The 25,448-nt window shown below is 71.8% G+C and carries 23 protein-coding genes, 2 pseudogenes and 1 riboswitch; of the genes and pseudogenes, 18 read left to right on the plus strand and 7 right to left on the minus strand.

What is annotated here, in order from left to right:
* Positions 1-150 precede the first annotated feature (150 nt).
* The 6 genes from AB0O21_RS12665 (at position 151) to AB0O21_RS12690 (ending at position 5,502) form a co-directional block, all read left to right on the plus strand.
* Positions 151-1,323: an ABC transporter substrate-binding protein gene (locus tag AB0O21_RS12665; RefSeq protein WP_365169967.1), complete on the plus strand. Its 1,173-nt coding sequence runs from the start codon at positions 151-153 to the stop codon at positions 1,321-1,323.
* 1 nt (position 1,324) lies between these two features.
* The gene (locus AB0O21_RS12670; RefSeq protein WP_365169970.1) at positions 1,325-2,203 is read left to right on the plus strand and encodes a branched-chain amino acid ABC transporter permease; all 879 of its coding nucleotides are present in this window, start codon (positions 1,325-1,327) and stop codon (positions 2,201-2,203) included.
* Positions 2,200-3,180 (plus strand): branched-chain amino acid ABC transporter permease, encoded by a 981-nt coding sequence (locus AB0O21_RS12675; protein WP_365169973.1) that lies wholly within the window; start codon positions 2,200-2,202, stop codon positions 3,178-3,180. Before AB0O21_RS12670 ends, AB0O21_RS12675 begins: the two co-directional genes overlap by 4 nt.
* Complete coding sequence (locus AB0O21_RS12680; protein WP_365169976.1) at positions 3,177-3,908, plus strand: ABC transporter ATP-binding protein; 732 nt, start codon at positions 3,177-3,179, stop codon at positions 3,906-3,908. The genes AB0O21_RS12675 and AB0O21_RS12680 overlap by 4 nt, the downstream gene beginning before the upstream one ends.
* A complete protein-coding gene (locus AB0O21_RS12685) occupies positions 3,905-4,612 on the plus strand; it encodes an ABC transporter ATP-binding protein (RefSeq protein ID WP_365169979.1) in 708 nt (235 codons plus the stop codon). The genes AB0O21_RS12680 and AB0O21_RS12685 overlap by 4 nt, the downstream gene beginning before the upstream one ends.
* Before the next feature lie 77 nt (positions 4,613-4,689).
* Positions 4,690-5,502, plus strand: a complete 813-nt coding sequence (locus AB0O21_RS12690; RefSeq protein ID WP_365169981.1) for a crotonase/enoyl-CoA hydratase family protein — start codon at positions 4,690-4,692, stop codon at positions 5,500-5,502.
* A gap of 4 nt (positions 5,503-5,506) precedes the next feature.
* Here AB0O21_RS12690 and AB0O21_RS12695 read toward each other — a convergent pair whose 3' ends face one another.
* Both AB0O21_RS12695 and AB0O21_RS12700 read right to left on the minus strand, forming a co-directional pair.
* Positions 5,507-6,259: a hypothetical protein gene (locus tag AB0O21_RS12695; protein ID WP_365169984.1), complete on the minus strand. Its 753-nt coding sequence runs from the start codon at positions 6,257-6,259 to the stop codon at positions 5,507-5,509.
* A gap of 47 nt (positions 6,260-6,306) precedes the next feature.
* On the minus strand, positions 6,307-7,737 hold the full coding sequence (locus AB0O21_RS12700; RefSeq protein WP_365169987.1) for a short-chain fatty acyl-CoA regulator family protein: 1,431 nt from the start codon (positions 7,735-7,737) through the stop codon (positions 6,307-6,309).
* 257 nt (positions 7,738-7,994) lie between these two features.
* Here AB0O21_RS12700 and aceA point away from each other — a divergent pair, with 257 nt between their 5' ends.
* From aceA to AB0O21_RS12725, 5 genes are all read left to right on the plus strand, one after another.
* Complete coding sequence (gene aceA / locus AB0O21_RS12705) at positions 7,995-9,302, plus strand: isocitrate lyase (protein ID WP_365169990.1); 1,308 nt, start codon at positions 7,995-7,997, stop codon at positions 9,300-9,302.
* Positions 9,303-9,350: 48 nt separating this feature from the next.
* Positions 9,351-10,943, plus strand: coding sequence for a malate synthase A (aceB, locus tag AB0O21_RS12710; protein WP_365169993.1), 1,593 nt, complete (start codon positions 9,351-9,353; stop codon positions 10,941-10,943).
* Positions 10,940-11,812 (plus strand): 3-hydroxybutyryl-CoA dehydrogenase, encoded by an 873-nt coding sequence (locus AB0O21_RS12715; RefSeq protein WP_365169996.1) that lies wholly within the window; start codon positions 10,940-10,942, stop codon positions 11,810-11,812. Before aceB ends, AB0O21_RS12715 begins: the two co-directional genes overlap by 4 nt.
* 20 nt (positions 11,813-11,832) lie before the next feature.
* Positions 11,833-12,053: riboswitch (cobalamin riboswitch) on the plus strand.
* A 165-nt stretch (positions 12,054-12,218) separates the two neighbouring features.
* Positions 12,219-14,537 (plus strand): 5-methyltetrahydropteroyltriglutamate--homocysteine S-methyltransferase, encoded by a 2,319-nt coding sequence (gene metE, locus AB0O21_RS12720; protein WP_365169999.1) that lies wholly within the window; start codon positions 12,219-12,221, stop codon positions 14,535-14,537.
* Between the two features lie 120 nt (positions 14,538-14,657).
* Positions 14,658-15,806 (plus strand): oxygenase MpaB family protein, encoded by a 1,149-nt coding sequence (locus AB0O21_RS12725; protein WP_365170002.1) that lies wholly within the window; start codon positions 14,658-14,660, stop codon positions 15,804-15,806.
* Here the strand turns inward: AB0O21_RS12725 and AB0O21_RS12730 are convergent.
* On the minus strand, positions 15,801-16,601 hold the full coding sequence (locus AB0O21_RS12730; RefSeq protein WP_365170005.1) for a DUF4239 domain-containing protein: 801 nt from the start codon (positions 16,599-16,601) through the stop codon (positions 15,801-15,803). The two genes, AB0O21_RS12725 and AB0O21_RS12730, sit on opposite strands and share 6 nt — an antisense overlap.
* 266 nt (positions 16,602-16,867) lie before the next feature.
* Between AB0O21_RS12730 and AB0O21_RS12735 the strand changes: the two genes are divergently transcribed.
* The 3 genes from AB0O21_RS12735 to AB0O21_RS12745 are packed head-to-tail and all read left to right on the plus strand — an operon-like array spanning position 16,868 to position 19,901.
* A complete protein-coding gene (locus tag AB0O21_RS12735; RefSeq protein WP_365170007.1) occupies positions 16,868-18,004 on the plus strand; it encodes a peptidoglycan-binding protein in 1,137 nt (378 codons plus the stop codon).
* Complete coding sequence (locus AB0O21_RS12740; protein ID WP_365170010.1) at positions 18,001-18,711, plus strand: ABC transporter ATP-binding protein; 711 nt, start codon at positions 18,001-18,003, stop codon at positions 18,709-18,711. Before AB0O21_RS12735 ends, AB0O21_RS12740 begins: the two co-directional genes overlap by 4 nt.
* Positions 18,708-19,901 carry an ABC transporter permease gene (locus tag AB0O21_RS12745; RefSeq protein WP_365170013.1) on the plus strand — a complete coding sequence of 398 codons (1,194 nt, stop codon included), beginning with the start codon at positions 18,708-18,710 and terminating at the stop codon, positions 19,899-19,901. The genes AB0O21_RS12740 and AB0O21_RS12745 overlap by 4 nt, the downstream gene beginning before the upstream one ends.
* Before the next feature lie 79 nt (positions 19,902-19,980).
* Here the strand turns inward: AB0O21_RS12745 and AB0O21_RS12750 are convergent.
* Positions 19,981-20,421 (minus strand): annotated as a pseudogene (locus AB0O21_RS12750) (ABC transporter ATP-binding protein); the annotation flags it as partial.
* 178 nt (positions 20,422-20,599) lie between these two features.
* Here AB0O21_RS12750 and AB0O21_RS12755 point away from each other — a divergent pair.
* Positions 20,600-20,752 carry a hypothetical protein gene (locus AB0O21_RS12755; RefSeq protein WP_365170016.1) on the plus strand — a complete coding sequence of 51 codons (153 nt, stop codon included), beginning with the start codon at positions 20,600-20,602 and terminating at the stop codon, positions 20,750-20,752.
* A 12-nt stretch (positions 20,753-20,764) separates the two neighbouring features.
* On the opposite strand, the gene AB0O21_RS12760 is transcribed toward AB0O21_RS12755, so the two are convergent.
* Together AB0O21_RS12760 and AB0O21_RS12765 are read right to left on the minus strand one after the other, a co-directional pair.
* The gene (locus AB0O21_RS12760) at positions 20,765-21,988 is read right to left on the minus strand and encodes a HAMP domain-containing sensor histidine kinase (RefSeq protein ID WP_365170019.1); all 1,224 of its coding nucleotides are present in this window, start codon (positions 21,986-21,988) and stop codon (positions 20,765-20,767) included.
* Positions 21,985-22,638 (minus strand): response regulator transcription factor, encoded by a 654-nt coding sequence (locus tag AB0O21_RS12765; RefSeq protein ID WP_365170022.1) that lies wholly within the window; start codon positions 22,636-22,638, stop codon positions 21,985-21,987. The genes AB0O21_RS12760 and AB0O21_RS12765 overlap by 4 nt, the downstream gene beginning before the upstream one ends.
* 86 nt (positions 22,639-22,724) lie before the next feature.
* Between AB0O21_RS12765 and AB0O21_RS12770 the strand changes: the two genes are divergently transcribed.
* The 3 genes and pseudogenes from AB0O21_RS12770 to AB0O21_RS12780 form a co-directional block, all read left to right on the plus strand.
* A complete protein-coding gene (locus tag AB0O21_RS12770) occupies positions 22,725-23,216 on the plus strand; it encodes a hypothetical protein (protein WP_365170025.1) in 492 nt (163 codons plus the stop codon).
* A 76-nt stretch (positions 23,217-23,292) separates the two neighbouring features.
* Positions 23,293-23,745: a hypothetical protein gene (locus AB0O21_RS12775; RefSeq protein ID WP_365170028.1), complete on the plus strand. Its 453-nt coding sequence runs from the start codon at positions 23,293-23,295 to the stop codon at positions 23,743-23,745.
* Between the two features lie 214 nt (positions 23,746-23,959).
* Positions 23,960-24,331, plus strand: a pseudogene (locus AB0O21_RS12780) (transposase family protein); the annotation flags it as partial.
* A gap of 33 nt (positions 24,332-24,364) precedes the next feature.
* Here AB0O21_RS12780 and AB0O21_RS12785 read toward each other — a convergent pair.
* Positions 24,365-25,448: IS110 family transposase (locus AB0O21_RS12785; protein WP_365170030.1), on the minus strand; the 1,084-nt coding region annotated here is incomplete at its 5' end.

Raw genomic sequence — 25,448 nt, forward strand, 5'->3', positions numbered from 1 at the left:
CGACATGCCTCTGGTCCAGGTCAAGGGCCGGGTGTGTCGGCGCACCTCAAATCTTGAGAAGTCTTGACGGGCGTCGGAAAGACGCGATAGACACGTGTCACTCAGCAACATCCAGCCCTCCGGGGCTGGTTGACGACGTTCGGAGTTTCCATGGCAGGTCGATTCCGTCCCGTTGGTCTGGTCGCCGCATCGGCGGCCCTCCTGATGACCACCGCATGTGGTGGTGCCAGCCTCGGCAGCGGCGGGGACGCGCACGGCGGGCCCGTGAAGATCGGGCTCCTCGTACCGCGGTCGGGCACCTACAAGGCGCTGGGCGACGACATGAAACAGGGCTTCGAGCTCTACCTCGCGCAGCACGGCGGCAAGCTCGGCGGCCGCGAAGTGGAGATCGTGGTGGCCGACGAGGGGGAGACGGCCGACTCGGGCAAGGCGGCGGCCGAGAAGCTGGTCAAGCAGGACCGGGTCCTCGCGGTGAGCGGCGTCGTCAGCTCGGCCACCATCAACGGGGTCAAGGACCTGTTCGAGAGCAACAAGGTCCCGCTCGTCGGCTCGAACGCCTCGCCCACGACGCTGACCGGGACCGAGTACATCTGGCGCACGTCCTACGTCAACGACGAACCCGGCAAGGCGCTCGGCAAGCACGTCGCCGAGAAGGCGGGCGGCCCCGTCTTCCTGATCGCCGCGGGCTACCAGGCGGGCAAGGACGAGGTGGAGGGCTTCAAGTCCACCTTCCTCCCGGCGGGCGGCACGCTCGCGGGGGAGGAGGTCTACACGCCGTTCCCCGGGACCAAGAACTTCCAGCCGTACCTCGCGCAGATCGAGAAGTCGGGCGCGAAGGCCGTCTTCTGCTTCTACGCGGGAGGCGCCGCCGTCGACTTCGTCAAGCAGTACCGGGACTTCGGACTGGCGGGCAGGATCCCGCTCTACGCGCCCGGCTTCCTCACCGAGGGCGGCGTGCTGGCGGGCCAGGGAGAGGCGGCCACCGGCATCCTCACCTCGCTCAACTACAGCGCGGACCTGGACAACCCGGCCAACAAGAAGTTCGCACCCGCCTACACCGCCGCCCACGGCACGCCCCCGACCACCTACGCGATGGCCTCATGGGATGCGGCGCAGGTCCTCGACCGGGCGATCGCGGCGGCCGGCGCAACGGTGACGTCGCAGTCCGTCAACGCCGCCATCGCCGGGCTCGGCGACATCGACAGCCCGCGCGGCACCTGGCGCTTCAACGGCGGTGGTACGCCCGTCCAGCCCTGGTACCTGCGCGAGGTCAAGCAGGGTGCCAACACCGTCAGCTCCGAGCTCGGCCGACTGGGCGGCTGACATGTACGGATGGTTGGACGGCAACGCCGTCAGCGTCATCGACGGGGTCGCCTTCGGTCTGCTGCTCTTCACGATCGCCGTCGGACTCTCCCTGGTCTTCGGCATGATGGACGTACTCAACCTGGCGCACGGAACCCTCTACCTCGCCGGCGCCTACACCGCCTACGCGCTCTCGGACGGGACCCTGGCCGGCCTGCTCCTCGCCCTGCTGGCCGGCGTCCTCGTCGGAGCCGCGGGCGGGGCCGCCCTGACCTTCCTCACCCAGCCCCTGGCCCGCCGCGGCCACCTGGACCAGGCCGTGCTGACCCTCGGCATCACCTTCATCGTCGCCGACCTCCTCGCCGCGGCCTTCGGCGGAGACGTCCTGCCCACGGACCCGCCCACGCCGCTGCGCGGCACGGTGGAACTCCTCGGCCACGCCTACCCCGTCTACCGCCTGGTCTTCATCGGCGTCGCGGCCGGCCTCGCGCTGCTCGTGTACCTGGTCTTCGAACGCAGCTCGCTCGGAGCGCTCGTCCGGGCCACCGTCGCCGACCGGGACATGGTGCGCGCACTCGGCGTCGACGTCCGCAAGGTGCTGTACGGAGTCTTCGCGTCCGGCGCGGCCCTGGCGGTGGTCGGCGGGGTCCTCGGCGCCCCGATCCTCGGCCCCGGGCCGGGCGTCGACGAGACCGTGCTCGTCCTCTCGCTCGTCGTCGTGGTCGTCGGCGGCCTCGGATCGGTGCGCGGCGCCCTCGCCGGAGCCCTGCTCATCGGCCAGGTACAGACCCTCGGGGTGGCACTGCTCCCCGAGTACGCCCCCTTCCTGCTGTTCGGCACCATGCTGCTCGTCCTCGTGGTCCGCCCGAACGGCCTCGTCCCGGCGGGGGTGCGCGCATGAGCCCGGCCCTGGTCCCCGCCGGACCCGCGACCCGGCGGACGCTGACCGGCGCGGTGGTCGCCGTACTCGCCCTGGCGCCGTTCCTCCTCGGCCCGTACGCCATCGGCACGCTGTCCCGGATCCTCGTGTTCGCCCTCCTCGCCATGAGCGTGAACCTGCTCACCGGCCTGACCGGACTGCCGACCCTCGGCCAGTCGGCCCACTTCGGAGTCGGCGCCTACACGGCTGCGATCGTGGCCACGGGGGTCAGTGACATCGGGATCCTCCAACTCCTCATCGCCGCGGGCGTCTCCGCGCTGGTCGCCGTGCCGACCGGATGGCTCGCGGTCAGAGCCCGGGGCGTGGTGTTCCTGATGCTGACGCTGGCCATCGGCGAGATCGCCTACAGCGCGGCCGTCAACTGGAAGTCGCTGACGAACGGCACCGACGGCATGTCGGGCATCCCGCCCGTCGTACCGCTGCCCGGCGTGCCCGCCCTGGAGCTCGACGGTCTGGTCTACTTCTACGTCCTCGCCGTCTTCCTCCTCCTCTTCGCGGCGATCGCCCGCCTCGGGAGGACGCCCTTCGCCCTCGCCCTGCGCGGAATCCGCGACAACGAGCCCCGCATGCGGGCGATCGGCTACCCCACCGGGCGCTACGCCCTGACCGCCTACTGCGCGGCCGCGGCACTGGCCGGCGCCGCCGGAGCCCTGTGGGTCTCGGTCCAGCGGTTCGTCTCGCCCGGCGACGCCGGATTCGAGACCGCCGCCCTGGCCCTGCTGGCCGTCGTCATCGGCGGCTCCGGCTCGATGGCGGGAGCCTGCGCCGGCGCCGCGCTCGTCTGGCTCACCCGCGACTACCTCGGAAACCTCGAAGCCCTCGCCGGGCGCGGGCCCCTGCTGCTCGGGCTGCTCTTCGTCATCGCCGTGTACACGCTGCCCCGAGGACTGGCCGGCGTACGGATCCCGCCCAAGCCCACCCGGAAGAGGACGGCGTGACAGACCACGACCTACTGGAACTGCGCGGGGCTTCCCGGCACTTCGGCTCCTTCCGGGCCCTCGACGAGGTCGACCTCGCCGTGCGCCCGGGCGCCCGGCACGCGGTCATCGGGCCGAACGGAGCGGGCAAGTCGACCCTCTTCGGCCTGATCTCCGGAACACTCCCGGCCACCGCCGGAACCATCCTCCTCGACGGCCGGGACGTGACGCGGCTGCCCGTGGACCGCCGGGTCGGGCTCGGCATCGCGGCGACGTTCCAGCACTCCAGCCTGTTCCTGCGCGAGACCGTACTGGAGAACGTACTGCTCGCCGTCCAGCGCCGGACGGGCTCCGCCGGCCCGGCGCTCGCGCGGGCGCGCGAACTGCTCGACCGGGTGGGCCTGCCCGCCCGGCACGGCGTCACCGCCGCCGAGCTCTCGCACGGCGAACGGCGCCAGCTGGAGGTCGCCGTGGCGCTGGGCACCGAACCCAGGCTGCTGCTCCTGGACGAACCGGCCGCCGGCATGTCACCGGCGGAGACGGAGCGGCTCACCGAACTGATCGCCGCCCTGCCCCGGGAGGTGACCGTACTCCTCGTCGAACACGACCTCGACATGGTCTTCGAGCTCGCCGACACCGTGACGGTCATGCACCTCGGCAGACACCTGAAGACCGGCTCCCCGGACGAGGTACGGGCCTCCGCCGAAGTCCAGACCGCCTACCTCGGCACCGTGGAGGTCCCCTCATGAAGCCGTTCTTCCGCATCCGTGCGCTGCGCTCCGGCTACGCCGGGGGCATCGTCCTCGGCGGTGTCGACCTGGACCTCGACGCGGGCGGGACCGTCGCGCTCCTCGGGCGCAACGGCGTCGGCAAGACCACCCTCGTGTCGACCGTCATGGGGCTGGTCCGGCCCTACGGAGGCAGCATCACCCTCGACGGCCGGGAGATCGCCGGCGCCCGCGTCGACACCATCGCCCGGGCGGGGGTCGGCGTCGTCCCCCAGGGCCGCCGGGTCTTCGCGCCGCTGACCGTGGACGAACACCTCACCATCGCCGCCCGGCGCCCGGTCCGCGGACCCTGGACCAGGGCGCGCGTCCTCGACCTGCTGCCGCGGCTGGGAGAGCGGCTCGGGCACCGCGGCGACCAGCTCTCCGGCGGGGAACAGCAGATGCTCGCCATCGCCCGGGCCCTGCTCGGCAACCCGCGCCTGCTGCTCCTCGACGAGCCCTCCGACGGCCTCGCGCCCGCGATCGTCTCCCAGGTGGGGGACGTGATCCGCCAGGTGAGCGCGCAGGGCATGTCGGTCGTCCTCGTCGAGCAGAACCTGGGACTCGCCCTCTCCGCCGCCCGGAGCGTGGTGGTCATGCGGAAGGGCGCCATCGTCCACCAGGCGTCCTGCGCGGACCTCGCGTCCCGCCCCGATGACCTCAGGCGGCTGCTGGGCGTGGACTGACCCGACGGGTTGCTTCAGAGTGGTCCTCCGCACCTCCCACGCATCCGACACCGCCCATGGACCCCTGGAGTTCCGCTGTGGCCACGACCGCTGAAACGTCAGGGCCGGCGCCCGCCGACCCGCCCGCCGTCCGGATCGAGCGCGACGGTCCCGTCCGTACGGTGATCCTGAGCCGGCCCGCGGTCCGCAACGCGGTCGACGGGCCGACGGCGGCCCGACTCGCCGATGCCTTCCGCGCGTTCGAGGAGGACGAGGAGGCGTCCGTCGCCGTGCTGTGGGGCGAGGGCGGAACGTTCTGTGCCGGCGCCGACCTCAAGGCCGTCGGCACCGACCGCGGCAACCGGGTGCTCCCCGAGGGGGACGGGCCGATGGGGCCCACCCGGATGCGCCTCACCAAACCCGTGATCGCCGCGGTCGGCGGCCACGCGGTGGCGGGCGGGCTCGAACTGGCCCTGTGGTGCGATCTGCGGGTGGCCGAGGAGGACGCGACGTTCGGCGTGTTCTGCCGCCGCTGGGGCGTGCCGCTCATCGACGGCGGCACGGTGCGGCTGCCGCGCCTGATCGGGGAGAGCCGCGCGATGGACCTGATCCTCACCGGCCGCCCCGTGACCGCCGCCGAGGCGTACGCGATCGGCCTCGTCAACCGCCTCGTACCGCCCGGGGAAGCCCGCCGGGAGGCGGAGCGGCTCGCCCACGAGATCGCCGGGTTCCCGCAGCTGTGCCTGCGGCACGACCGGCTCTCCGTACGGGAACAGCACGGCCTGGGCGAGCCGGAGGCGCTGGCCGCCGAATACCGGCACGGCCTCGTCCCGCTGACCGCGGGCGAGACCCGGGCCGGCGCGGACCGGTTCGCGGGCGGCGCCGGGCGGCACGGCTCCTTCACCGGCTGATCCGCTACTGCAGCTGGGACAGGTCGACGGAGTCGGCGGGTGCGGGGGGCGTGGCCTGGACGGGCTCGTCGAAGGCGGAGAAGGAGGCGTCCACCCGCTCGCCGGACTCTGCGCTGCCCTGGATCCGCAGCAGGTACGGCGTGTCCTCGGTGGAGACCTGGTAGGTGCCCGTCTCTCCGTCGCGCACGCTGGTGACGGTGATGGCCGGCCGGCCGTCGACGGTGGTCCGCGAGCCCTTGGTCAGCCGTTCGTTCACCGGTTTCGAGGAGAACTCCTTCCTGAAGGAGTCCAGGTCGCAGAACTCGGCGAAGTCGCGCAACAGGAGGCTGCCCGTGGTGCCGTGCAGGTAGCGGCCGTTGATGAGCGCGATCGCGTCCTCGGCCGCGGCGCCCGGCACTTGGGCCCGCAGCAGCGAGTCGTCGAGCTTCATCCACACGTCCTTGCCGCGCTTGATGATCTCGGCCGTGCCCGAAGTGCCGGGAGGCGTGACGGTGCCGGCGCAGTCGCCCCGCTCGTCGAACCTGAGGTCCAGCGCGGTGGTGCCCGACGGGTCGGTCACCTTGGCCACCATGCGCATGGACGTGGCCCCGGACATGGCCTCGCGCGCGGCTTCCGCGATGGCCTGGGCGCTCTTGTCGGCGATGCCGTTGTCATCGGCCCGGGCGGCCCCCGCGGCCGCGCCCGCGCCCGAGAAGAGCAGCAGGCAGACGGTTCCGGCGGCCGCGCGACGGGCCGCGGCTGCCCGGGATGCGGACATCGGGCACCACCTCCGTCCGGCCGCGTCACGCGCAGCCGGTCACCTGATCAGCGTAGGTCCGGGCCGGGCCCGGCGCACCCCCGGTCGGGCACCACCGGGTACGGCACGAAGGTGCTGCTGTGCTCGTCGACGGCGAGCGCGCGCCCGAGCGGCGGAACGGCCCGCTGGGGGCAGTCGAGGCGTTCGCAGAGCCGGCAGCCCATGCCGATGGGGGTGGCGGCGGAGGCGTTGCCGAGGTCGAGGCCGTCGGAGTAGACGAGCCGGGACGCGTGCCGGATCTCGCAGCCGAGGCCGATGGCGAAGGTCTTGCCGGGTTCGCCCCAGCCGCCCCGGTGCCGGGTGACCGCGCGGGCCGTCCACAGGTGGCGCTGCCCGTCGGGCATGGAGGCGACCTGGACGTGGATGCGGCCGGGCGCGGCGAAGGCCTCGTACACGTTCCACAGCGGGCAGGTGCCGCCCGCGCGGGAGAAGTGGAAGCCGGTCGCGGACTGCCGCTTGGACATGTTCCCGGCGCGGTCCACGCGGACGAAGGAGAAGGGCACCCCGCGCAGCCGCGGACGCTGGAGGGTGCTCAGCCGGTGGCAGACCGTCTCGTGGCCGAGGCCGAAGCGGTCGGCGAGCCGTTCGATGTCGTAGCGGAACTCCTCGGCGGCCGCGTGGAAGGCGCGGTACGGGAGGATCAGCGCCGCGGCGAAGTAGTTCGCGATGCCGATCCGGGCCAGCGCACGGGCCGGGGAGTCCGGCGGGAAGTCCTCCGCCGCGAGCCGGTCCAGCTCCTCGCCGTACTCGAGCAGCGCCAGCTGGGTGGCCAGCCGGAAGGCCTGCTGGCCCGGCCGCAGCCGGCTCGACAGGTGCAGCACGCGGGAGCGGGCGTCGTAGTGGTGCAGCCGGTCCGAATCGACGGCCAGGCGCACGCCGTGACGCTCCGTCAGCCGCGCCGACAGGACACGTACGACGTCCCCCGGGCGGATGCCGATCTCGTGGGCCAGCGCCTCGGCGGCGAGATCGGTGTCGTGGAGGTAGTTCTGCCGGCGGTAGAAGAACTCGCGGATCTCCTCGTGCGGCGAGCGCGGGAGCTCCGTCGTGCCGTCCCGGCCGTCCGCGGCCCCGGCGAGCCGTTCGGCGAGCAGCTGGCCGCGCCGGCCGAGGTCCAGCAGGACGGCGGCGACCGCGGGCATCCGGGTGGCGAGTTCCGCGAGGTCGGAAGGGGACACCCGGGCCTCGGCGACCTCCGCCGCGAGGGCCTCGCGCAGGTCCGCGACGAGACGGCTGGTGTCACGCTCGGAGAAGAAGCCGGGGTCGACGCCGAACGCCTCGGTCAGGCGCAGGAGTACGGGCACCGTGAGCGGACGCGAGTCGTGTTCCATCTGGTTGAGGTAGCTCGGCGAGATCGCGAGGACGCGGGCCAGTTCGGCCTGGCTCATCCGCCGCTCCTCGCGCAGCCGCCGCAGCCGCGCGCCCGCGTACGTCTTGCCCACCGTGCTCCTCGTGTGATCGGGACTGCCGTCACCCTATGCGGAATCCCGGCGCCGTGGGCGTTCGCAATCTTGGCAAAAGCGCGGTGGAAGATTCGCACAACTTGACATTCGTCCCTGCTTGTTGGCACTGAGTGCCGCTGCCAGAGTCTGTCCTGCGGCCAGGTCCACGGGCGGATTCCGTGGCGGCGACCCTTCGTACTGGCATCTGGTGCCAGTGCTTTCGCAACCGGCCGGAACATTGGCAGATCAAGCGACTCATGGAGACGGCGACGATGACGGTGACGACGACGGTGACGACGGCGGCGGCCCAGCAGCTCGCACAGCGGTGGGCGACGGACCCGCGCTGGGCCGGGATCGAGCGGACCTACTCCGCCGAGGACGTGGTCCGGCTCTCCGGAAGCGTCCGCGAGGAGCACACCCTGGCCCGGCGCGGAGCCGAGCGCCTGTGGCGGCAGCTGCACGAGCGGGACTACGTCCACGCGCTCGGCGCGCTCACCGGCGGCCAGGCCGTCCAGCAGGTCCGGGCGGGACTCCAGGCGATCTACCTCTCCGGCTGGCAGGTCGCGGCGGACGCCAACCAGGCCGGGCACACCTACCCGGACCAGAGCCTCTACCCGGTCAACTCGGTGCCGCAGGTGGTACGCCGGATCAACAACGCGCTGCTGCGCGCCGACCAGATCGCCACCGCCGAGGGCGGCACGGACACCACGGACTGGCTGGCGCCGATCGTCGCCGACGCGGAGGCCGGGTTCGGCGGCCCGCTCAACGCCTTCGAGCTGACGAAGGCGATGATCGCGGCGGGCGCGGCCGGCATCCACTACGAGGACCAGCTCGCCTCCGAGAAGAAGTGCGGCCACCTCGGCGGCAAGGTCCTCGTGCCCACCTCCCAGCACATCCGCACCCTCAACGCGGCCCGCCTCGCCGCGGACATCGCCGACACCCCGACCCTGATCATCGCCCGCACGGACGCCCTCGCCGCGACCCTGCTGACCAGCGACGTCGACGAGACCGACGCGCGGTTCACCACGGGCGAGCGCACGGCGGAGGGCTTCTACCGGGTCCGGGGCGGCATGGAACCGGTGATCGCCCGGGGCCTCGCCTACGCCCCCTACGCCGACCTGATCTGGGTCGAGACCGGCACCCCGGACCTGGCGCAGGCCCGCGAGTTCGCCGAGGCGATCCACGCGCGGTACCCCGATCAGATGCTCGCGTACAACTGCTCGCCCTCCTTCAACTGGAAGGCCGCGCTGGACGACGACCAGATCGCCAAGTTCCAGCGGGAGCTGGGCGCGATGGGCTACCGCTTCCAGTTCATCACCCTCGCAGGCTTCCACTCCCTCAACCACGGCATGTTCGACCTCGCCCGCGGCTACGCCGAGCACGGCATGACCGCCTACGTCGACCTCCAGGAACGCGAATTCGCCGCCCAGGAGCACGGGTTCACCGCCGTCAAGCACCAGCGCGAGGTCGGCACCGGCTACTTCGACCTCGTCTCCACCGCCGTCAACCCGGCCTCCTCCACCACCGCGCTCTCCGGCTCCACCGAGGAAGAGCAGTTCCACTGAGCCGCCCCGCCGCACTTGCGGCCGTACCGCCGACCTGAGGAGCACCGCATGTCCCTCTCGCCCCTGACCAGCACCGTCCGGGTCCTCGGCGCGCCGGGTGAGCGCCACGAAGAGATCCTCACCCCCGAGGCACTGGACTTCATCGGACGGCTCGACGCGGCCTTCGCGGACCGGCGCCTGGACCTGCTCAAGGAGCGCCGCCGCCGCACGGACCGGCTCGCCGCCGGCTCCCCGCTCACGTTCTCGCCCGCGACCGCGGCCGTCCGCGAGGACCCCTCCTGGAAGGTCGCCCCGCCGGCGCCGGGCCTGACCGACCGGCGGGTGGAGATCACCGGCCCGCCCGAGCGCCGCATGACCGTCAATGCCCTGAACTCCGGCGCCCGCGTGTGGATGGCCGACTTCGAGGACGCCACCGCCCCCACCTGGGACAACCTCATCGGCGGCCAGCTGCACCTGCTCGATGCGTGCCTGCGGCGGATCGACTTCACAGCGCCCGACGGCAAGGAGTACCGCCTCGGCGAGCAGCTCGCGACCATCATGGTCCGCCCGCGCGGCTGGCACCTGACCGAGCAGCACCTGGAGATCGAAGGCCGGCCCGTCCCGGCCTCCCTGGTCGACTTCGGGCTGTACTTCTTCCACTGCGCGCGGGCCCGCATCGACGCCGGCCACGGCCCGTACTTCTACCTCCCCAAACTGGAGAACCGCTACGAGGCCCGCCTCTGGAACGACGTTTTCCTACTGGCCCAGGAGCTCCTCGGCATCCCCCGCGGCACGATCCGCGCCACCGTCCTCATCGAAACGGTCACCGCCGCCTTCGAGATGGAGGAGATCCTCTACGAACTGCGCGAACACAGCGCCGGACTCAACGCGGGCCGCTGGGACTACCTCTTCAGCCTCATCAAGACCTTCGGCCACCGTACGGACTTCCAGCTGCCCGACCGCGCCAAGGTCACCATGACCGCCCCCTTCATGCGGGCGTACACAGAACTGCTCGTCCGCACCTGCCACAAGCGGGGCGCACACGCCATCGGGGGCATGGCCGCCCACGTCCCCGGCAAGGACGCCGAGGCCAACGCGGCGGCCCTCGCCAAGGTCCGCCTGGACAAGGAACGCGAGGCCGAGGACGGATTCGACGGCTCCTGGGTCGCCCACCCCGGGCTCGTCCCCGTCTGCCGCACCGTCTTCGACGGGGTGCTCGGAGCACGGCCGCACCAGCTCGACCGGCTGCGCGACGACGTCCGCGTCACCGCCGCCGAACTGCTTTCGGTGCGGCGCGTCTCCGGTCCGCCCAGCCCCGAAGGCATCCGCGCCAACGTCTCCGTCGCCCTGCGGTACTTCGACGCCTGGCTGCGCGGCAGCGGAGCCGTCGCCCTCGACGGGCTGATGGAGGACGCGGCGACCGCCGAGATCGCCCGCGTACAGCTCTGGCAGTGGCTGCGCCACGGCACGGCCGACCCCGAGGAAGTACGGGAGCTCCTCGACACGGAGTGCGCCGCGCTCGCGAAGGCGCGGCCGGACGCCAGGGTCGCCGAGGCCCGCGCCGTGTTCGAGCGCAGCACGCTGGAACGGGACCTCCCGGCCTTCTTCACCCCCGACGCGTACGCCCGCCACCTGGTCCGCCGCCCCGAGGTCCGCTCATGAGCACCGCCATCCGCAGGGTCGGCATCGTCGGAGGCGGACAGATGGGCGCCGGCATCGCCGAGGTCTGCGCCCGCGCCGGCCTCGACACCGTGGTCTGCGAGGCCGACGCCACCGCCGCCCGGACCGCCCGAGAACGGGTGGCCGTCTCCCTCGAACGGGCCGTCCAGCGCGGCAAACTGGACCGGCTCACCGCCGAGGACGCCCTGGCCCGGCTCGTGTTCACCGGCAGCCTCGACGAACTCGCAGACCGGCAGCTCGTCATCGAGGCCGTCGTCGAGGACGCGGCCGTCAAGACCGAGGTCTTCGCGGCCCTCGACAAGACCGTCGAGGACCCGGCGGCGATCCTCGCCACCAACACCTCCGCCATCCCCGTCATGCGCCTCGCCATGGCCACCGGCCGCGCCGACCGCGTCGTCGGCCTGCACTTCTTCAACCCCGCACCCGTCCTGCCGCTCGTGGAGATCGTCAGCTCGCTGCACACCACCTCCGAGACACTCGACACGGTCGATGCCTTCGCCCGCGACACCCTGGGCAAGACGGCCGTCCACTCCCAGGACCGGGCCGGCTTCGTCGTCAACGCCCTCCTCGTCCCCTACCTGCTCTCGGCCATTCGGATGGCCGAATCCGGCTTCGCCACCGCCGCCGACGTCGACGCGGGCATGGAGCTCGGCTGCGCCCACCCCATGGGCCCGCTCAGGCTCGCCGACCTCATCGGGCTGGACACCGTCACCGCCATCGCGCAGTCGCTGTACGAGGAGTTCAAGGAACCCCTCTACGCCCCGCCCCCGCTGCTCCAGCGGATGGTGCAGGCGGGACTGCTGGGCCGCAAGAGCGGCCGCGGGTTCCACACGTACGACCGGGACCGATGAGGGGCCCGGTGGTGCCGCTAAGCTGACCCGCAGCAGCTGGTTCGCCCCGTCCGCCAGACGGGATGCGTCGTAAGAGGGAACCCGGTGGGAATCCGGGACTGCCCCGCAGCGGTGAGCGGGAACGACCGCCGTCATACGCACTGGGCCCGTACGGGTCTGGGAAGCGACGGCCAGTAGGTGTCTGCCCGAGTGGCCGACGTGCCCGCAAGTCCGAAGACCTGCCCGTTGCCCGCGCACGCCCTGCCGTGCGCGGACATCCCGGTGACCTCGTGGGCGGGTCGGCGAACACAACGGACGGTCGTACGGCGCTTGAAGCGCGCCGACGGACCGTCCTGTTCCGCCATCCCTTCGCGCTCCGCGTCCCGTCACCGGGGCCCATGGAAACGTGCTCGCGAAGGAGAGTTCCGTGACAACCGAGTCCGCAGCCGCGGCAGTACGGGCCACCGTGTACGGCTACCCCCGCCAGGGTCAGAACCGGGAACTGAAGAAGGCCGTCGAGGGGTACTGGAAGGGCCGCGTCAGCGCCGGCGCGCTCCACGAGACCGCAGCCCACCTGCGCCGGACGAACTGGCGGCAGCTGGCCGACGCCGGCATCACCGAGGTCCCGACCGGCGACTTCTCGTACTACGACCACGTCCTCGACACCAGCGTCATGGTCGGCGCGGTCCCGGCCCGCCACCGCGCGGCCGTCGCGGCGGACGCGCTGGACGGCTACTTCGCCATGGCGCGCGGCACCCAGGACGTGGCGCCGCTCGAAATGACCAAGTGGTTCGACACCAACTACCACTACCTGGTGCCGGAACTCGGGCCCGACACCGTCTTCACCGCCGATTCCGCCAAGCAGGTCGCGGAGCTGACCCAAGCCCGCGCGCTCGGCCTGGCGGCCCGCCCCGTCCTGGTCGGGCCGGTCACCTACCTCCTGCTGGCCAAGGCCGCCCCCGGGGTGGCCGACGACTTCCGGCCGATCACCCTGCTCGACCGGCTCCTGCCCGTCTACGCGCAGGTCCTCGCCGATCTGCGCGCCGCCGGAGCCGAGTGGGTCCAGCTGGACGAGCCCGCGCTCGTCCAGGACCGCACCCCGGCCGACCTGGGTGCGGCCGCCCGCGCCTACCGCGAGCTCGGCGGCCTCACCGACCGCCCCAAGCTGCTCGTCGCCTCGTACTTCGACCGGCTCGGCGAGGCGCTGCCCGTGCTGGCGAAGGCGCCGGTCGACGGACTCGCCCTCGACTTCACGGGCCGGGCCGCCGCCAACCTCGCCGACCTCGCCGCCGCCGGCGGCCTGCCCGGCAAGCGGCTGGTCGCGGGAGTCGTCGACGGCCGCAACATCTGGATCAACGACTACGAGAAGTCGCTCGCCACCCTCGGCACCCTCCTCGGACTCGCCGACCGGGTCGACGTCGCCGCCTCCTGCTCCCTGCTCCACGTACCGCTGGACGCCGCCGCCGAACGGGACGTCGACCCGCAGATCCGCCGCTGGCTCGCCTTCGCCCGCCAGAAGACCGCGGAGATCGCCACCCTCGCCCGCGGCCTCGCCCGGAGCACCGGTGCCATCGCGGCCGAACTCGCCGCCAACCGGGCCGACCTGGCCTCCCGGGCCAACTCCGCGATCACCCGCGACCCGGCCGTACGCGCCCGGACCGCGGCCGTCACCGCCGCCGACGGCCACCGCGCGCAGCCCTACGAGCAGCGTGCGGCCGCCCAGCGGGCCCACCTCGGCCTCCCGCTGCTGCCGACGACGACCATCGGCTCCTTCCCGCAGACCGCCGAACTGCGCACCGCACGCGCCGACCTGCGGGCCGGGCGCATCGACACGGCCGGCTACGAGGAGCGCATCGAGGCCGAGATCCGGGAGGTGCTGGCCTTCCAGGAGAAGGCGGGCATCGACGTCCTGGTGCACGGCGAGCCCGAACGCAATGACATGGTCCAGTACTTTGCGGAGCAGCTCACCGGCTACCTGGCCACGCAGCACGGCTGGGTCCAGTCGTACGGCACGCGGTACGTACGCCCGCCCGTCCTGGCCGGCGACGTCTCCCGCCCGGAACCGATGACCGTGCGCTGGACCTCGTACGCCCAGTCGCAGACGGACAAGCCCGTCAAGGGCATGCTCACCGGCCCGGTCACCATGCTCGCCTGGTCCTTCGTACGCGACGACCAGCCCCTCGGCGACACCGCACGGCAGGTCGCGCTGGCCCTGCGCGACGAGGTCGACGACCTGGAAGCCGCGGGCAGTTCCGTCATCCAGGTCGACGAACCCGCCCTGCGCGAGACCCTGCCCCTGCGGGCCGCGGACCACGCCGCGTACCTGGCCTGGGCGACCGAGTCCTTCCGCCTGACCACCAGCGGAGTCCGACCGGACACCCAGATCCACACCCACATGTGCTACGCGGAGTTCGGCGACATCGTCGACGCGATCAACGACCTGGACGCGGACGTCATCAGCCTGGAAGCGGCCCGCTCGCACATGCGGGTCGCCGACGAGCTGGCCGGCGCCGGCTACCCCCGCGAGGTCGGCCCCGGCGTCTGGGACATCCACTCCCCGCGCGTCCCCTCGGCCGACGAGGCCGCGGCCCTGCTGCGCGAGGGGCTGAAGGCCATCCCGGCGGAGCGCCTGTGGGTCAACCCGGACTGCGGCCTCAAGACCCGCGGCTGGTCCGAGACGAAGGCGTCCCTGGAGCACCTCGTCGAGGCCGCGCACCGCGTCCGCACGGAGACCGGAACGGCCTGAGGACCAGGGCGGGCACGGGGGCGTGCGCCCCCGTGCCCGCCCGTGGTGCGCTCCGCTCCCGGTAGCCTCCCCCTGCGCGCGGAGCGGCCGGCCCGCGCGGTGACCCGGAGGGCGGCTGGCATGCGGTGGACCACGGAGTTCCTGGACGCGTTGCGGCAGGAGGGGGACCCGTCGGCCGATGCCGTCATCGCGGACCTGGCCGCCGACGGCACCACCGGCCATGTCAACGCGGTGCTCCGGGAGTTCACCCGCAACGATCAGCCGATCCCGGACGGGCTGCCGGACTCGGTGCGCGACTACCTGACCGCCACCGACGCCCCGCCCGCCTGGGCGGACCCGGAGCGGATCGCCGGCGCGCACGCCTTCTTCGTCGACGACGGGGTGCACGTCGCCTCCGTCCTCTCGTACGGAGCCATGGTCGACTGCTACGCCGCCCCCGTCCCCTCCCGGCTCCTCGACCTGACCCACCGGCTCAACCAGCCGCACCGCCGGCTGGCGGAGACCTCGCAGTTCGTCCTGCACCTGATGGGCCGTGACCCGTTCGGTACGGGCGGGAAGTTCGTGCCGACCCTGCAGAAGACCCGGCTCATCCATGCCGCGGTCCGCCACCTGGTGGGCGCCTCGGGGGAGTGGGACAGCGCGCGCGACGGGGTGCCGATCTGCCAGGAGGACCTGCTGTCGGCGCTGCTGATCTTCTCCGTGCACGTGCTGGACGGCATGGAGCGCCTCGGCGTCTCCGTCACCGGGCAGGAGGCCGAGGACTACTACTACGTGTGGCGGGTCGCGGGTGCCATGCTCGGCATCCGCGAGGACATCATGCCCAGCACGCTCGCGGAGGCCCGCGAGCTCGACCGGCTCCTCGTCGCCCGTCACTTCGCCCCCTCCCCGGAGGGCATCGCGCTGACGCGCGGACTGATCGACTTCTACGAGGCGCTGGTGCCGGGCAAGGCGTTCGACGGCCTCGTCCCCGCGATGGTCCGCCAGGTCGTCGACCCGCGCGTGGCCGACGCCCTCCGGGTACCCCGACCCGGGCCGTGGGCCCGCTTCACGGCCGCCGGCGTCCGGCTGCTGCGACGGCTGGAGCGGGCCGAGGACAGCAGCACGGCGGCGCGCAGGGTCCTCGACAAGGCGGGCGGACTCCTGCTGGCCGGCAGCGTCCGCACCCTGGCGGGCGGACAGCGGGTCGGCCTGGAGGTCCCCACCGAGCTGCGCGAGGGCTGGGGCGGCGCCCGCCGGGAACCCGCGCCCGGCTGCCCGGCGGACCTATGACTGCTGAGCGGGATTCCAGAACTGTTCGAGCTTCCCCTGCTTGAAGAGTTCCGGGCTGACGCTCAGGTCACCGGCGAAGGGACGGTCGAGCACCACCACGAGGAGCAGGCTGAATCCGATCAGCCCGGCGACCGCCGCGACGAACAAGAGCTGCATCTTCCGGCTGCGCGTCCCGTAGAGGAAGGTCAGCGGGAGGATGACGACCGCGCCGCCGAAGACCAGCACCTGGAGCAGCAGGGGCAGCTCCTGGCCCGCCATCGTGAGCCGGGCCCGGCGCTGGGAGGCCATGTCGTCGAGGCTGTCCGCGGCCTCGGCGTAGTAGATCTTCTGCATCTCGGTCACGGGCTCGTACGACTGCAGGGCGTTGTACACGCCCTGCAGCTGCTCCCCCGAGGACAGCGTCTTCATGCCGTCCCGCATCTCCGGCCACTGCGCCTCCACCACGTGGTGCACGTAGTGGCCGACGGCCTTCTTGACACGTGTCTCCGGTTCGTCCGGGAACGCCGCCACGTCGCGCACGATGATGGCGGCGTCGGTCGCCTCGGTGGCGACCACCGCCTGGGTGTTCTCCATCTGCGTCCACAGGGTCACGATCACGAAGGCGAGGATGATCCCGTAGATCGCGCCGAACATGCCGAGCACGAGGCCGACCGTCTCGTTGTGCTCGCCCTCGGCCAGCCTCGGAAGCCGTCGGCGGACCAGCAGGCTTCCGGCCAGGGTCGCGAGGACGCAGCCGCCGACGATCAGCAGGGTCAGCGCGAGGGTGCTGAGGTGGTTGAGCAGCCACAGGGCCACGGTCGTCTCCCGGGTCGCAGTCCAGCGGGGCCGGAGCCGAGCCTAGGGATCCGTGATCGTCATCCGGCGCCGTCACGCCGCGCGAACGGACCCACCACCCGAATGGGGGCCCTCGGGTCCGGACGACGGACGCTGCCCATCCGATGGATCTTCGTCGACGCCCGATAAGGCAGGGGTCAACGCGTGCGGTCACCGCCCCGAAACCGGCCCCGGGTCAGTCTGATCACCGTCAAGCCGTCGCCCACGAGGACCATCTGGAGGCTGAGGTGCTGGAATCTTCCGTCGCACCCCCCGTAAACGAGGAGAGCCCCCCGCCGCAGAGCCGCAAGCGCGGCGGGAGGCGGCGGACGCTGCTGGCCGGAACCGCCATGCTGGCGATCGGCGGCGCCGGCGTCGCGGCGTACACGCTGCGCGACGGCGAAGCGGCGACCCAGGAGACCGACACGCAACTGCCGGCCGCGGCCGTGACCCGCGGCGATCTGGCCGGCACCACCGAGGCGGACGGCACCCTCGGGAACGCCGGGAGCTACACCGTGCTGGCGGGCGGCGGTGGCCGGATCACCTGGCTGCCGAAGGCCGGCGACGAGATCCGGCGCGGCCAGCAGGCGTACGGCGTGAACGGTCACCGCGTCCCCCTGTTCTACGGCTCGATGCCGTTCTGGCGGGACCTGGAGCAGGGCATGTCGGACGGCTACGACGTGCTGGAGTTGGAGGAGAACCTGGTGGCGCTCGGCTACGGCGACGACCTCGCCGTCGACGAGGCGTTCACCTGGGCGACCGCGCAGGCCGTCCGGGATCTCCAGAAGGCCCAGGGGATGCCCCGGACCGGGGCCCTGGCCCCCGACGACGTGGTGATGCAGCCGGGCCCGATCCAGGTGAAGACGCTCCAGGCCGCCCTCGGCGGCGGCGCGGGCGGCGCCGCGTACGAGGCCACCGGCACGCAGAAGCTGGTCACGGTGAACCTGCCGGTCAGCCGGCAGGACATCGCCAGGGAGAACGCCGCCGTACGGATCACCCTGCCCGGCGGGAAGACCGTGCCGGGGAACGTCAGTTCCGTCTCCACGGTGGCCACCTCGTCCGCCAAGTCCGGCTCCCAGACCGGCTCGGGAACCGAGAACGCCACGTTCCAGGTCACCGTCACGCTCGACAAGTCCGCCGACGTGGGCACCCTGACCGGCGCCCCCGTCACCGTCGGGTTCACCAGCAACGAACTCAAGGACGTGCTGACCGTGCCGGTCAACGCGCTGCTGGCGTCGGCCGACAGCGACTACTCGGTGAACGTCGTCGACGCCGCCGGGAAGGTCCGCTCCGTGCCGGTGAAGCTCGGCGTCTTCGACGGCGACAAGGTCCAGGTGACCGGCGACCTCACCGTGGGCATGAAGGTGCAGGTGCCGAAGTCATGACGGACGTGCTCACGCAGGACGGACGGACACCCCCGGTCCTCGAGGTGCAGGACGCCTCCAAGGAATACCCCGGCGGAGTGCGCGCGCTGCGCCGCACGTCGCTCACCGTCCACGCCGGCGAACTGCTGGCGATCGTCGGGCCGTCCGGGTCGGGCAAGTCGACCCTGCTGAACCTCATGGGCACCCTCGACAACCCCACCACGGGCCGGGTCCTCATCCAGGGCCACGACGTCGCCCGGCTGCCGGACCGCCGACTGGCCGCGGTACGGGCCCGCTGGATCGGCTTCGTGTTCCAGCAGTTCTTCCTCACCGCCCACCTGACCGCGCTCGACAACGTCGCCACCGGGTTGCTGTACCACGGCACTTCGACCCGCGAGCGCCGACGGCTGGCCCGCGCCGCACTGGAACGCGTCGGCCTCGGTGCCCGGGTGGACCACCTGCCGCACCAGCTGTCCGGAGGCGAGCGGCAGCGGGTCGCGATCGCCCGCGCGGTCGTCGGCGACCCGCCGCTGCTGCTCGCCGACGAACCGACCGGCAACCTCGACTCGGTCGCCGGCGCCGGCGTGCTGGAGCTGCTCACCGAACTCAACCGCGACGGCACCGCCGTCGTGGTCATCACTCACGACCTGGAGGTCGCGGCGGCGCTGCCGCGGCGGCTGGAGATCAGGGACGGTCAGATCCGCGTGGACACGGGGGTACCGGCATGATCGCGCTACCGGATCCGGTGCGGCTGCGCGCCAGGGACCTCGCCGTCGTCGGCCTGGACGGGCTGCGGGGACGGCCGCTGCGTGCGGTGCTGTCCGCGCTCGGCATCGCCATCGGCGTCGCGGCCATGGTCGGCCTGGTGGGACTCAGCACCGTCAGCAAGGCCGGGCTGATGAAGGAGATCGACCAGCTCGGCACGAACCTGCTGACCGTCTCGCCCGGGACCTCGCTGCTCGAGCAGACCGCCACGCTGCCCAAGGACGCCGAGGGAATGGTCTCCCGCATCCCGGGCGTGACCGGCGTGTCCTCGGTCGGCCTGGTCCAGGACGTCACCGTCCGCCGCAACGACCGGATCAACTCGGCCACGACCAACGGCATCGCCGTCCAGGCCGCCCGGACCGACCTGCTCGGCGCCCTCAGCGGCACGGTGCGCTCCGGCACGTTCCTCAACGAGGCCAACGGCCGCTACCCCGCCGTGGTCCTCGGCTCGGTCGCCGCCGAACGCCTCGGCATCGACCACGCCGGCCGGCACGTCTATCTCGCCGGTCGCTGGGTCCAGGTCATCGGCATCCTCGACAAGGTCAAACTCGCGCCCGAGATCGACCGCTCCGCGCTGATCGGCTGGACGTACGCCGAGAGCCTCGGCTTCAACGGCTACGCCACCACGCTGTACGAACGCTCCACCGACGCGACCGTCCAGTCCGTGCACGACGTGCTCGGCTTCACGGTCAACCCGGAGCACCCCGAAGAGGTGCAGATCAGCCGCCCCTCGGACGCGCTCACCGCGCAGGCCGCCGCGAACCGCGCGTTCAACGCCCTGTTCCTCGGGCTCGGCGCAGTCGCGATGCTGGCCGGCGGCGTCGGCATCGCCAACATCATGGTGATCTCGGTCCTGGAGCGGCGTCAGGAGATCGGGCTGCGCCGGTCGCTGGGCGCCACCCGCGGCCAGATCAGGATCCAGTTCCTCACCGAGTCGGTGACCCTGTCGGCCCTCGGCGGCGCCGCCGGGGTGGTCATCGGGCTGGTCGTCTGCCTCGGCTACGCCGCCGGCCGCGGCTGGCCGTTCGCGCTCCCCGGCCAGACCATCGCCGCCGCCGCCCTGGCCACGGTCGCCATCGGCGCCCTGGCCGGCGTCTACCCGGCGCGCCGCGCCTCCCGGCTCACCCCGACCGAGGCGCTCTCCTCCACCTGACCGCAGGTCGCCGGGGGAGTCCCGGACACACTGGCGCGGGGCGCACACGAAACCGGCCGGGGTGACCCACCACGCATCACGCATCACGCGTCGTGGACAGCCGATGCGCGATGACCAGGGACGTACGGCCGGCCGGCGCGGTCTTCAGGGCCCGCTGGATCGCCGCCTCGGACTCGGAGTCCAGGTGCGCGGTGGCCTCGTCCAGGACGACCACCGGCGGGGACTTCAGCAACAGCCGGGCCAGCGCGACCCGTTGCTTCTCCCCGCCGGACAGGCGGTAGCGGGCGTACAGCAGATTGGCGCGGAGCGTGTCGTGGAAGAGATGGGCGTCCTGGGTGACGACACCGACGGTGTCGTGCAGGGAGTTCAGCGTCAGGTCCCGCACATCGTGGCCGCCGATACGGACGGTCCCCGAGGCGGCGTCGTAGAGCCGGGGCACCAGATGCGACACGGTCGTCTTGTCGGCGCCCGACGGGCCGACCAGCGCGGTCAGGGTCCCCGCGGGAACGGTGAAGCCGACCTCGTCGAACTCGATGCCCGGCGGCGCCGGCGCCCGCCGGACTCATCAACCAGCTGTCCCTGGCCGCGCTGAGCAACTCGCTCGACAGGCTGCTGCCGATCCGTACGACGGGCAGTCGGCCGCCGTTCTTCTGCGTGCATCCGGCCGGTGGCCTGAGCTGGTGCCCCCGGAGGGCGCGGTGCTCGACGAGGCGGCTCGGCAGCAGCGGACCGCCGACAACATCATGACCGAAGGGGACAATCCGCCGGACGGGCGTCTTTGGGAGCAGTATGTACGCGGTGAGATCACCGAGGTGGTCATGCCCTGCCGGCACACGGATCTCATGACCTGACGAAACGAACCGTCAGTGAGGAATGCGGGCCGGCGCCGGCAGGTTCACCGTGATCGTCAGACCGCCGTCATGGTTGGCGACGGTCCGGACCGCGCCGCCGTGCGCGTTGATGATCGCGGCGGCGATGGACAGGCCGAGGCCCGCGCCCTCGGTCGATCCGGTGCGGTCGCGGTGCAGCCTCCGGAACGGCTCGAAGAGCTCGCCGATGCGGTCCGGCGGTACGTGTGGGCCGGTGTTGGAGACCGTGATACCGCGGTCGGGCGACAGTTCGACGCCGACCCGGCCGCCGGGGTGGTTGTGCCGGATCGCGTTCTGCACGAGGTTGGCGACCAGCCGGGTGATCATGACCTCGTCGCCGAGGACGGTGACGGGCCGGGTCGTGACGTCGATGGTGATGTCGCGGGCGTCGGCGAACACCCGGTGCTCCTGGACGACCTGCCCGGCCACCACGGCGAGGTCCACCGGCGCCTGAGTGTCGAGGCCCTGCTCGCCCTGCGCGAGGGCGAGCAGTCCCTCGATGAGACGCTCCGAGCGCTCGGTGGTGCGGATCAGCTCGGTCCTGATCTGGGCGACCCGTTCGGGAGTGGAGTCGGCCAGGCCGATCTCCAGGGCCGCCCGCTGGATGGCCAGGGGCGTACGCAGTTCGTGGGAGGCGTTGGCGGCGAAGCGGCGCTGGCTGGCGACGGCGTGTTCGAGCCGGTCGAGCATGGCGTCGAAGGTGTCGGCCAGGTCCTTGAGCTCGTCCTGGGGCCCGGTCAGCGCGATGCGCTCGTGCAGGGTCGAGAGCGAAAGCCGGCGTGCCGTGGCGGTGATGCGGTGCAGAGGCCGCAGCAGCCGCCCGGTGAGCCACCAGCACACGGCGAACGCCAGTACCGCGACGACCGCGATGGCCAGCAGGGTGACGAGGCGTTGGGTGTTTACGAGGGTCTGCTGGAAGCCCTCCCGCCCGCTCGCCACCGCCTTCGTGCCCGGCGGGGCGGTCGGCGTGGTGGTGGGGGGCGCGGTCGGACAGGGCGTGCCCTGGGCTCCCGGCGGGCAGGGGCCGGTGCCGGCGCCCGGATCCGCGGGCAGGTCGCGTACCGACTTGTCGACGATGTACTGCTGAAGGCGAAGCGCGGCGATCAGGACGCATGCGGTGATCGCGGTGGAGACCCCGCCGTACAGCAGCGTGATCCTGGCCCGTACCGAGCCGTGCAGCTTGGGGCCGGTGCGCCGCGCGGTGCGGCCGTGCTTCACAGGCGGTACCCGCTGCCCGGGACGGTGACGATCACCGGCGGCTCGCCGAGCTTGGCCCGCAGCTTGCTCATGGTCACCTTGACGACGGTGGTGAACGGGTCGGTGTTGGCGTCCCAGGCCTTCTCCAGGAGTTCCTCGGCGCTGACCACCGTTCCCCGCGCCCGCATCAGCACCTCCAGTACGGCGTACTCCTTGAGGGACAGGGGCAGGTAGCGCCCGTCGCGGTGGGCCTGTCGCAGCCCTGTGTCCAGGGTGATCCCGGCGCGTTCCAGTACCGGCGGCAGCGGCGGCCCCGCCCGCCGGCCCAGCGCCCGGACCCGTGCGACGAGTTCCTCGTACGAGAACGGCTTGGGAAGATAGTCGTCGGCGCCCAGGCGCAGCCCGGCGACTCGTTCGTGCACGGTGCCGGAGGCGGTCAGCATCAGGATGCGGACGCCCGCCCCGCGCTGGGTCAGCTCGCGGCACACGTCGTCGCCGTGGACCCCGGGCAGGTCCCGGTCCAGGACGAGCACGTCGTAGTCGTTCACGTCGAGGAGTTCGAGCGCGCTGCTCCCGTCGTAGGCGACGTCGACCGCCATCGCCTGTTTGCGCAGGCCCTCCGCCACCATGGCCGCGAGGAACTGTTCGTCTTCGGCCACCAGAATCCGCATGATCCCATTGCCGCAGACCAGCGGTAGGACGACGGTTAACACGCGCGGTGACCGTCCCGAAACCCGCTGCGCTCCACCCTGTGCGCATGAAGACACTCTCACGCGCCGCGCTGGCCGCGGCCGCGGTGCTGGGCCTGGCCGGATGTGGAATCGGAGATTCGCCCGAGTCTCCCCCCTTGTCGAAGAACGACCAGGACAGGTTCGTCAAGTACTCCGAATGCATGAGGAGGCAGGGCGTCGAGGTCCCCGAGCTGAAGGGCGGCTCCGACAAGGTGGCCGCTCCGCCCGGCACCGTCGCGGACCCGAAGGCCGAGGCGGCGAACGCGATCTGCCGGACCTACGCGCCGAACGGCGGGGGCGAACGCGCCTCGGCGGAGGAGGAGGACCACGCGCTGAAGACGGCCGAGTGCCTGCGCCGGCACGGCATGAGCGCCAAGGACCCCAAGGCCGGCACGGACGACATCGTCGTCGACCCGGGTCCCGGGTACAGCCCGGAGAAGCTCCTCGCGGCCTACCAGGCCTGCGGCAAGGAGATCCCCGACCCGAACCGGAGTCAGCCGCTCGAACACCACCCGTAGGAGGGGCCCGTGTATAAGCCGATGGATAACGGTCACGGTCACCACGAGGGAACCTCCCGGCGGGGAGTCTGATGACATGAAGCGAATCTCTCTGGCCCTCGCGGCGATGGTCACCCTGGGTACGCTCGGTCTGGCCGGGTGCGGCACCTCCTCGGACGACTCCGGCACCATGTCCGCGAGCGAGCGCGACACGTTCCTGAAGTACTCCAAGTGCATGGAGGAGCAGGGGGTCGACGTACCCGACCCGGACAACCCCTCCGACAAGGCGGCCGCCGGCGCGGGCAGCGGCGAGGACCCCAAGGTCGAGGCCGCCAACGCGATCTGCCGGAAGTACGCGCCGAACAAGGGCGAGGACAAGGCCTCCGCGGAGGAGGAGGACGCCGCCGTGAAGACCGCGGAATGCCTGCGCAAGCAAGGAATCAAGGCCGCCGACCCCAAGCCGGGAACCGCCGACATCAGCATCGAGAAGGGCCCCGGGGACACCAACGAAAAGATCGTCGCCGCCTACAAGACGTGCGGGGCCAAGTAGATTTCCGCGAAAAGTGGATCACCGGGCCGGTGATCCCGGCATCGGGCATCAGTTGAACAGAGAATCTTGACGCCTTTGAACCTCGCGGCCTGGCTTCCGGTCGGTCTTCCTCAACAGCGCGATCGAGCGGCGCCATCTCAGCCCGCCCGAGGATGCAGGCAGGGAGCCTAAGGGTTGTCCCGTAACTGCTGGTCACAGGTGAGATGATCTTGGTGTGGCTGGTGTGATCACGGCGTCGGAGCCGTCCTGGATAGCCCCGTTCACCGGGCTGAGCCCGCGCTGTTTCGGGAAGCTGGTGACCGTGCTGCGGCGCGTGGGTGCGGATGCGGTTCGCAAGGGCCGGCCGTGGAGCCTTCCGCTGGAGGACCGGGCACTGCTGGTGGCGGCTTACTGGCGCACGAACTTGACGATGCGACAGCTCGCTCCGCTCTTTGGCGTCTCGAAGTCGGCGGCCGACCGCATCATCGACCACCTCGGGCCGATGCTCGCCCTGCAGCCCCGCAAGCGGTTCGCCAAGGACACCGTGCTGATCGTGGACGGCACTCTCGTGCCCACGCGCGATCACGCCGTGGCAGAGCAGTCCAAGACATCTCATGTCGTTGGTAGGTCAAGTAGGCGCTCAGGCCGCGAGCTCGAGGGGTGCCGCGAAAGCACGATCGGGGTCGAATAGCGTGCGGCTTTGCAGGCAGTGGTAGAGGCAGCCGAGAAGTTTGTTGAACAGGTTCCTGAGAGCTGCCGTATGGCGCTCTCCACCAGCGCGCCGCCGGTCGTAGTGGGCGCGTGGAGCCTGCGTGCGAAGGGCTGCGAAGGCCCACATGTGCCCGGCTGAGGCCAGCCGCTGATTCTTGACGGTCCGTGCCACCACGACGTGGCTGCGGCCGGAGGCCCGTGTGATCGGGGCCGCTCCCGCGTACGCCTTCATGGCGCGGGCATCTGCAAATCGTTCGCGGTCATCTCCGAGTTCGGCGAGAACTCGCGCTCCGGAAAGTACAGACAGTCCAGGGAAGCTAGTGATGATTTCGGCATCTCGGTGAGCGAGGAAGGCCTCCTCCGTCGCGGCCGCGAGCTGAGCGACGCTGTTGCATGCGGCATCGACCTGGCGGATGAGCGCTACTGCCTGGTGTCCCAGGGCCTGCTCGACCTGTGGCAGCTGTCGCAGGTAGTCCGCGCGGAAGATTGCCCGAAGCCGCTCGACCTCAGCCTCGATACCGCAGCGTGGACGCTCGCCCCGCTTGAGCAGCGCACGCAGCTGGCTGCGGGAGAGTTTCGCGGCGTCGGCCGGTGTGGGTGCAGCGGTGAGAATCACGCGCGCACGTGGCGAATCGAGTCCCGGTTTCCCAGAGCCGTGGAAGGCGATGAGAGCGGCTGGATAGTACTCGCGCAGGAGTGACCGGAGCCGGTTCATCATCTGTTGCCGGTCCCAGATGGCGTCTTGGTGAGCGCGGGCCAGGACAGCGACGGCCTGCCCGGCCTCGCTGTCGTCGGGAAGAGGGCGGTGGGCGTGCCGGTCGGTCCGAAGGATATTTGCAAGAACACGGGCGTCCGCTGCATCGGACTTGGCCCGGGAGACGCTGGCGCGATCCCGGTAGCGGGCCGCGGCCAGTGGGCTGATCGCGTAGACCTGTCGGCCGGTTGCCCGCAGGCCGGCGACCAGGAGGCCACGTGGCGTCTCGATGGCAACAGGGATCGGATGCTCTGCGGAG

This window comes from Streptomyces sp. NPDC091371 (assembly GCF_040684275.1).
Taxonomy (GTDB): Bacteria; Actinomycetota; Actinomycetes; order Streptomycetales; family Streptomycetaceae; genus Streptomyces.

Coding starts and splice junctions, on each gene's coding strand:
- AB0O21_RS12665 (WP_365169967.1), top strand. CDS start 151: ATGGCAGGTCGATTCCGTCCCGTTGGTCTGGTCGCCGCATCGGCGGCC.
- AB0O21_RS12670 (WP_365169970.1), top strand. CDS start 1,325: ATGTACGGATGGTTGGACGGCAACGCCGTCAGCGTCATCGACGGGGTC.
- AB0O21_RS12675 (WP_365169973.1), top strand. CDS start 2,200: ATGAGCCCGGCCCTGGTCCCCGCCGGACCCGCGACCCGGCGGACGCTG.
- AB0O21_RS12685 (WP_365169979.1), top strand. CDS start 3,905: ATGAAGCCGTTCTTCCGCATCCGTGCGCTGCGCTCCGGCTACGCCGGG.
- AB0O21_RS12695 (WP_365169984.1), bottom strand. CDS start 6,259: ATGTCCGCATCCCGGGCAGCCGCGGCCCGTCGCGCGGCCGCCGGAACC.
- aceA (WP_365169990.1), top strand. CDS start 7,995: ATGGAGACGGCGACGATGACGGTGACGACGACGGTGACGACGGCGGCG.
- aceB (WP_365169993.1), top strand. CDS start 9,351: ATGTCCCTCTCGCCCCTGACCAGCACCGTCCGGGTCCTCGGCGCGCCG.
- AB0O21_RS12715 (WP_365169996.1), top strand. CDS start 10,940: ATGAGCACCGCCATCCGCAGGGTCGGCATCGTCGGAGGCGGACAGATG.
- AB0O21_RS12725 (WP_365170002.1), top strand. CDS start 14,658: ATGCGGTGGACCACGGAGTTCCTGGACGCGTTGCGGCAGGAGGGGGAC.
- AB0O21_RS12740 (WP_365170010.1), top strand. CDS start 18,001: ATGACGGACGTGCTCACGCAGGACGGACGGACACCCCCGGTCCTCGAG.
- AB0O21_RS12745 (WP_365170013.1), top strand. CDS start 18,708: ATGATCGCGCTACCGGATCCGGTGCGGCTGCGCGCCAGGGACCTCGCC.
- AB0O21_RS12765 (WP_365170022.1), bottom strand. CDS start 22,638: ATGCGGATTCTGGTGGCCGAAGACGAACAGTTCCTCGCGGCCATGGTG.
- AB0O21_RS12770 (WP_365170025.1), top strand. CDS start 22,725: ATGAAGACACTCTCACGCGCCGCGCTGGCCGCGGCCGCGGTGCTGGGC.
- AB0O21_RS12775 (WP_365170028.1), top strand. CDS start 23,293: ATGAAGCGAATCTCTCTGGCCCTCGCGGCGATGGTCACCCTGGGTACG.